Below are 5,553 nucleotides of genomic sequence, written 5' to 3'. Positions count from 1 at the left end.
TTGTGTATACATCTATATTCTCTTACTCTTTTTAAACATTTTAATCTTTTTAAGTTTCTCTTATAGATGTAAAAGGTTTGGTGTAATTATAATGTTTTTAAATATAGTAGATTTTAAAGATGTTATAAGTGGGGTTCTTATAAAAAAAAGCCCTCACAATGAAGTGAAGACCTTTATTCATTTAATATCCGTCAGTATGGCTATGAGTGTATTGTGCGATTTTATCCTCGCTAAATTAAGATCTTAACCACCATGATTTCCGTGAGCATATTGAATAACATCAATAGCTTTATGTGTTTCTGTAGGGGATTGGGCACCAAACATTAAAGTAAAAATAGTAATTACACCAACTAAACCGAGAATTGTCTTTTTCATTTTAATGCCTCCTTCTCAATAACTTTTTTTCCTGCTTGAGAACATGAATAGAAATAAAGACTTGCTTTAATATGGTTATTCTCTTTATAAAATGCAGTAGCAAGATATTCTTCGTATTCCTTAATGAATTCAAAAAGTTCTTGCTCTTTAAAATATGATACGCCTTTTAACACTGTCCTTTCAAGTGCTTCGGCAGGAAAACCTCCATTCATTGCATCTAATATTTTAAAATGGTGAAGATACTCTATATTTTCAATCTCTTGACAAACGGAATATCCTTTTGCTATGAGATCTTTGGCAACGGAGTGATTTCCTTCCTTCATGTGTTCCCTTGCCTCAATAAAAAGTGCCTTATAATTGTTAGGCATTTTTTGATTTACTTCTGAAAGATATCTAATAGCTAATGGCGAAAGGTTTTGAGTTGCATACATTAATCCTAAATTTTGACGCACCATTAAAATAAATTGCCCTTCGTCTATTTTTTGAAACATATCCATTGCTTTTGTAAAATATTCTTCAGCGAGCTCCCATTCTCTCAAATGAGTACAAGCTAAGCCTATAAGATTATCACAGAATGCTACATTGATCTCATACCCAGCATGTTGAGCAAAGATTTCTCTTGCCTCTGATACTTTTTTATAAGATAAGAGTCCTTGATATATGTCATAATGGAAAGCTCCAACTTTATAATAAAATTCCGCTTTTTCCAATTCATCAGGAATGCAGTCTAAAAGTTTTTCTGCGCTTTCATAACTCTTTTTTGCAATTTGATATTCGCCAATAGTAGAGGCATGAATCCCTTTGAAAAAGTGATAATAATAAGCTAAGAAATTATCTGTAGGCATATCAAAAGCCTCAACTTTGTCAAAGCTGTTTTTTGAAACGATTAAATTATCAATTACAAATTGATATCTAAAATCTAGTAGTGAGTAGTAGAGTAATAAATCTTGATCTTCTTCAATACTATGAATCTTAGAATCAATTATTTCTTTTAATTGATGTGCATTACCTATACGCCTTGAGCGGATTTCATGATACCAATCGTTTAATAGCTTTGTAAATTCATTATTCCCCTTAGCTGAAACCATCATTATATATTCCCCCATCCCATAAAAGTCTACTAATGTTATATATTACCATCATAGCAAAGTATCCAGTTCGTTTAATTGTATTATACTTATTTTTCAATAAAATTCAGAAAAATAAGTTAATTATGATAGTCCAATTATATTTGATTCATAGTTCTCTCATTAACAATTCACGCAAACGTGATGTGATTGAATAAATATGAAAGCGAAACTGATTTTTGAGGGTACTAGTGCAGATGGTATATGGAATAAGGCTTATTCAAGGTAAAAGAATGTATCTATTCTTATAGGGGGAGCACCACATCACCATAAAGTTCAAATTTTATAATGACCCAAAACGAAAAATTAGAGTCTTTTATAGCTATGAAGTTCATTTTTATCGTTTTGGGGCCACCTATTCCGTTAGGTTGATGGGTATGGGATACCGCCACATCGCTATCAAGCTTTAAAACAAAATAGCTCCTAAAATAAAAAAATACACTATTCATTTTGTAGAATCATAGGGAAAGATGGCGTTTTTGTATGTGTCTATCAACTTGAGATGAATTTCACTTCTTCGTTGGATCCCTACATATTCTTCAAACATTTGCAAATGAGTTAGGATTTGTAAAACTTAAAAATAATTATGGTGCACAAGAATTGACTGCTTTATTTAATTTGGATTAGTTAATATGTGCATTATATACATTTTAAAAAGTATAATTTTTTCTGAAACTCACTTGTAACTTTCATCAATTCTGTTTTCTGAAATAATCTTGAGAAAATATTTATTTAAATAAAAAATTAACATTTTTTCAATTTCCTGTAATTATAATTAAAGGTATTCTGTTAGTGTTATACAGATGTATCTGTCGAACTATTCCATGTATGAATCTAGTCTGGCTATCAACAGAATATTCCACATACCATTGAAAAAGGGGGAAGTTTATGCAAAGGGTTTTTAAATTCCTGTTTATGTCCGTTTTTTCGGTAATTTGTGTTTTGTATGTTCAAACAAACGCTTTTGCCGCACCAGCATACGAAGGAGTTGTCAAAATGAAGCAGCCTTCAGGCGAAACTTTTGAGGGCACGTTACATGGAGATGAATGGTTCCACTGGGTAAGTACAAAGGATGGCGACGTACTTTTACAAGATCAGAAGGGATATTGGAATTATGCTGAGCTTACATAAGATGAACTGAAATCAACGGGTACAAAATATAAAATTGATAAGAAGCCATCAATGGCGGTAAATGAGGGCAATTTGAATAAGTGGATAAAAAAATATAACCCTCAAGCAAAGAAAAAATAGGAGCACATGAATAAATTACAAAAAGAATCACTAAAAAATATTGATGGAACTGTCACTCCAGTTGTAGGGACCAAAAAATTACTTGTTTTGTTAATTGGGTTTACAGATGTTGATATTGCATATAACGATAACGACTGGAGTAACAAATTCTTTTCTACAAATCAAAAATCAGTTAAGAATTACTATAATGAAGTAAGTAACGGAAAAGTACAGATAACTCCAGCTCCTGAAACATATGGTACTCAAAATGATGGAGTGGTTAAAGTAAAATTAGATTACGCTCATCCGAGTACATCGGGAAAAAGTATGGGTACGGTTATAACAGATGCACTGGCTAAAGCTGATTCTCAAGTGAATTTTGCTAGTCTTGATACTAATAATGATCAAGTCGTTGACTCTAAAGATGGCTTCTACATTGTAAGTTTTCTTGCTGGTAATGAACAGGCTGCTCCTGGTGCTCCACTTCCTTATATTTGGGCACATCAGTCGTATGCTCCTAATACAAATCACGATGGTGTTACGGTATCAGGTATGTATACGGCGCAGGGTGAAAAACAATATGGTCATATGGCAACGATTGGTATCCCTGCTCACGAGTTAGGTCATTCCTTTGGCTTGCCAGATCTATATGGTGATAATAATCGTGTGGGTAGCCTAAGTATAATGGGTAATGGATCTTGGAATAGTCTTCAAGGAGAAGATTATGGAGCTACACCCGGTCATATGGATGCTTGGTCAAAAGTAAAATTAGGATTTGTAACACCAAATGTAGTAAATACCACTAATAACTTTACTCTAAATGCGATCCCAAATAACTATAATGTGTTAAAGATTCCTTTAAAGGATAATACGTATTTTTTAGTTGAGAATCGTGCAAAGGTTGGGTATGATGCGAGCTTACCAACAAATTCTGGTGGTATTGCGGTTTGGCATATTGATGAGTCTATGAATAATAATTCCAGTGATCCTCATCCTTTCATTGATATAGAGCAATCAGTCAGTGAATACCAAGACCCGTTCTATTATACGAATCAAAATCATGCTGCTACCTTTGGTCCAGACACTAATCCGAATAGTAATACCTACACAGGAGAAAAATCAGGAGTAACGATTACAACGACAAGTACAAGTAATTCTGCTATGAATGTAGCAGTCACAACAAAAGAAGCTAGCTTAATTCCGCAAACAAACTGGACACTAAAATATGTAGATAGCTATAATTGGTACAATTTAGGTACGTATGCCTTTGATGGAAACAAAGACACATTTTGGCATACAAACTGGAGCCCTGTAGCTCCAATGCCACACGAGATTCAAATTGATTTAGGTGCAACTTATAACCTCTCCAAATTCAGCTACTTGCCAAGGCAAGACGGCCAAATAAATGGAACGATTAAGGACTATGAGTTTTACGTCAGTAGTGATGGAATAAACTGGGGAACAGCGGTATCCATAGGTGCTTTTGCAAACAATGCTAACTTGAAAGAGGTCAGCTTTGCAAACAAGACAGGTCGTTATATTAAACTACGTGCATTAAGCGAGGTAAACAATAATCCATGGGCAAGTGCAGCTGAAATCAATGTATTTGGAGTGGCTCAATAATATATTTTTGAGGATATCTATTTAAATTATTGATACGCCATTTCAGGAGGTTATCATCTGCTGAGAGTTCATTCAGCCTTTGATAACCTCCTTGTTTTTCTAATGTGGATTAGCACCAAATGCCCATCAAGCCAATGTTTTGAGGCACCTTCAAAGCAAAAATTCTATCTCTTGACATTTATTTATGTTAATTCAGCGCGTTTTTTAGAGATTAATAGAAGAACTTTTAAAAATTTTGCACTTTCTTTATCAATTGCTCAAAAAGAATAGTCGTAACTGTCATAGACATAAGAAGATGCCAGTCTTTGATATTCTAGAGATTGTGTATAAAATGACGATGAAGCATAGACGAGCTGCTCAGTGAAAAATTGTATTTTAATAGGCTTCTTTAGCATGCCTACTTTTTTATCACTTGCTAGTTTTTAAACAAGAGTCACTTCGTACCTAGTAAATTACTTGGCTAGCTTGATGGTAATGGGACCTCAATTAGGATTGTTTCTGATGAAAAAACAATTTGTTGAATAGATAGTTAAAGAAGGCTTATTTATTTCCCTTTAGAATAAATGGTTATATATAATCTAATTTCCTTAAATGTAAAAAGGAGGTAGTCAAATTCAAATAGGAAAATTTGGTTTATATTTACCTTTTTAGCTATTTTAGTAGCTGGTTATGTTGTTGTTCAATATTTCATTTTAGATGGGCTTCAAACAGAACTTGTATCGAAGCTAATATATGTATCTAAATTAAGTGGTTTTTGGTATATTATGTTATTTTTACATATTGCAACTAGTATATTAGCATTAGTAATTGGTCTGTTAACATTAACCACAAAATTTAGAGGGAAGAATATAAGCTGTCATCGGATGTTCGGGAGAATCTATATGATTGGTATAATATTAGGTGGCATTTCAGGATTGTACTTATCCTTTTACGCTATGGGCGGATTGATATCAAGTATTAAATAGAGTTAAAAATAAAAAAATTCAAGACCATCAGAATTGGATGATCAGAAATTATTCCTTAACCTTTGCAGCAGTTACATTGCGAATTTGGCTACCATTATTTGTATTTCTATTTAGATTAGAGAAGTTTGAACTTAGTTATGCTACTATAGTGGCAACTTATTGAAGTTTTAAGTTTATAATTAATAGACAGTTTTAGTTAAAGAAATTTAAAAGCGCTGTCTTTAAAGACAGCG

General features: G+C 33.0%; 2 protein-coding genes and 3 pseudogenes. 3 read left to right on the top strand and 2 right to left on the bottom strand.

Annotated features, from left to right (window positions below; translation table 11 throughout):
* Window positions 1-243: 243 nt before the first annotated feature.
* Complete coding sequence (locus ABWK52_RS15375) at window positions 244-375, bottom strand: hypothetical protein (protein ID WP_000751016.1); 132 nt, start codon at window positions 373-375, stop codon at window positions 244-246.
* Window positions 372-1,466 (bottom strand): tetratricopeptide repeat protein, encoded by a 1,095-nt coding sequence (locus ABWK52_RS15370; protein WP_176527149.1) that lies wholly within the window; start codon window positions 1,464-1,466, stop codon window positions 372-374. Before ABWK52_RS15370 ends, ABWK52_RS15375 begins: the two co-directional genes overlap by 4 nt.
* Before the next feature lie 196 nt (window positions 1,467-1,662).
* Between ABWK52_RS15370 and ABWK52_RS29775 the strand changes: the two are divergent.
* The 3 pseudogenes from ABWK52_RS29775 to ABWK52_RS15355 all read left to right on the top strand — a co-directional run.
* A pseudogene (locus tag ABWK52_RS29775) lies at window positions 1,663-1,751 on the top strand (helix-turn-helix domain-containing protein); the annotation flags it as partial.
* Between the two features lie 639 nt (window positions 1,752-2,390).
* Window positions 2,391-4,355, top strand: a pseudogene (locus ABWK52_RS15360) (M6 family metalloprotease domain-containing protein).
* A 764-nt stretch (window positions 4,356-5,119) separates the two neighbouring features.
* Window positions 5,120-5,468: pseudogene (locus ABWK52_RS15355) on the top strand (DUF2306 domain-containing protein); the annotation flags it as partial.
* Window positions 5,469-5,553 lie beyond the last annotated feature (85 nt).

Source organism: Bacillus sp. AP50 (genome assembly GCF_040492675.1).
In the GTDB taxonomy this organism is placed as follows: domain Bacteria; phylum Bacillota; class Bacilli; order Bacillales; family Bacillaceae_G; genus Bacillus_A; species Bacillus_A cereus.
The sequence above is the reverse complement of the archived record's forward strand: the minus strand, read 5'-3'. Positions and strand labels throughout refer to the sequence as shown.

Coding starts and splice junctions, on each gene's coding strand:
- ABWK52_RS15370 (WP_176527149.1), bottom strand. CDS start 1,466: ATGATGGTTTCAGCTAAGGGGAATAATGAATTTACAAAGCTATTAAAC.
- ABWK52_RS15375 (WP_000751016.1), bottom strand. CDS start 375: ATGAAAAAGACAATTCTCGGTTTAGTTGGTGTAATTACTATTTTTACT.